Genomic DNA, 1,681 nt, shown 5'->3' with positions numbered 1-1,681 from the left:
TCTATCGAATGATGAGCTCATCCGTGAAAAGTACCAAGGGATTCGTCCTGCACCGGGTTACCCAGCTTGTCCTGAGCATACAGAGAAAGGCCCGCTTTGGGAGTTACTGAATGTTGAAGAGAACATCGGTATGTCTCTAACAACGAGCTATGCAATGTATCCGGGGGCATCAGTGTCCGGTTGGTATTTCTCACATCCAGACTCTCGCTATTTTGCGATCGCTCAGATCCAAGACGATCAGTTAGAGAGTTATGCAGATCGTAAAGGTTGGGATAGGATCGAAGCTGAAAAATGGTTGGGGCCAAACATTAACGGCTAAATCAAGTGAACAAGCAATAAAAAGGGCTGCCAATGTGCAGCCCTTTAATTTGTCGTTGTTCCCTCAAAAACCACGTTATGCTTTTTGAACCACGGTAGTGGTCACTTGAGGAACAAACCAATATTATTGTTCGAAGAGCTCTGTATGCAGCTTCTGAATGGCTTGCTTCGCCACCGACTCATTCACAAGGAAGCACAGGTTATGAGGGCTTGCTCCATAACAGATCATGCGTAAGTTCAAATCTTCTAGCGTACCAAACACTTGCTTCGCATAGCCTTTACGTTCACTCATCTTGTTACCAATCAAGGCTACCAAACAAAGGTCATGTTCTACTTCGACCTTACACAACTCTTCCAACTCTTCACGTGCTGCTTGAGGAAGTTGTGGTGCGCCTCCTGAGGTATCAGTTTGATCCAGTGTGAGTGACACACTGATTTCTGATGTGGTGATAAGGTCTACCGAAATTTTGTGCTTGGCTAAAATCTCAAATACTTTTGCTAAGAAGCCGTACGCATGGAACATGTTCGCACTACGTAGAGTGACCATCGTTTGATTACAACGCAGAGCGAGGGCGCGGAACAGTGGTGAGCTTTCGACTTGATGACGAATCCACGTGCCGCCTTTTTCTGGTTCTTTGGATGAGCCAACAAAAACCGGGATATCATGACGTAGAGCAGGGACCAGTGTTGATGGGTGTAATATTTTCGCGCCAAAGTTAGCCATTTCAGAGGCTTCACTAAAGCTGATCTCTGGGATTGGTGACGCTTTTGGTGCGATGCGAGGATCGGTCGTGTAAATACCAGGAACATCTGTCCAAATTTCAAGTCCAGATGCTTTCACACCTTCAGCAATCAAGGCTGCACTGTAGTCGCTACCACCACGGCCTAACGTTGTTGTATTGCCTTCTTCGTCAGAGCCAATGAAGCCCTGTGTGATGACGACAGAATCAAGACATAAAGGGATAAGCTTCTCTTGGGCTAGTTGAGCAATGGCTTTGATATTCGGTTCTGCGCGACCAAAGTTGTCGTCGGTTCTTAGCACTTCACGAATATCAAATCGCACTGCATTGATACCACGCTCTCGCATGAGTTGCGCCAAAATGTGCGTCGACATTAACTCACCACATGCCACAAGGTGGTCGGTCAGTTTGGTGTTTGCTTGAATTGAGGCGGCTTCTGCAAGGCTGGTCACGGTATCTAAAATTCCGTACACCTCTGAAGAGGCTTCTGTCGCATCTTCCAATTGAGCCAAAATGGAATCATGGATCTCAGCTAGGTTTTTTAGTAACTCAGCACGGTGTTCCTGATCTTGAACGCCATTGGCCAGTTCTACCAAGATGTTGGTTACCCCAGAGCAAGCGCT

Annotated in this window: 2 protein-coding genes; one reads left to right on the top strand and one right to left on the bottom strand. The window is 46.8% G+C overall.

Annotated features, from left to right (window positions below; genetic code table 11):
* On the top strand, positions 1–319 hold a 319-nt coding region (locus R7P69_RS24555), incomplete at its 5' end, for a vitamin B12 dependent-methionine synthase activation domain-containing protein (protein ID WP_318121727.1).
* Between the two features lie 123 nt (positions 320–442).
* Here the strand turns inward: R7P69_RS24555 and lysC are convergent.
* A partial coding sequence (gene lysC / locus R7P69_RS24550; RefSeq protein ID WP_318121726.1) for a lysine-sensitive aspartokinase 3 occupies positions 443–1,681 on the bottom strand: 1,239 nt, incomplete at its 5' end.

Source organism: Vibrio sp. 661 (assembly GCF_033339315.1).
Taxonomy (GTDB): Bacteria; Pseudomonadota; Gammaproteobacteria; order Enterobacterales; family Vibrionaceae; genus Vibrio; species Vibrio alginolyticus.
This window is presented reverse-complemented; position numbering and strand designations above follow the sequence as displayed.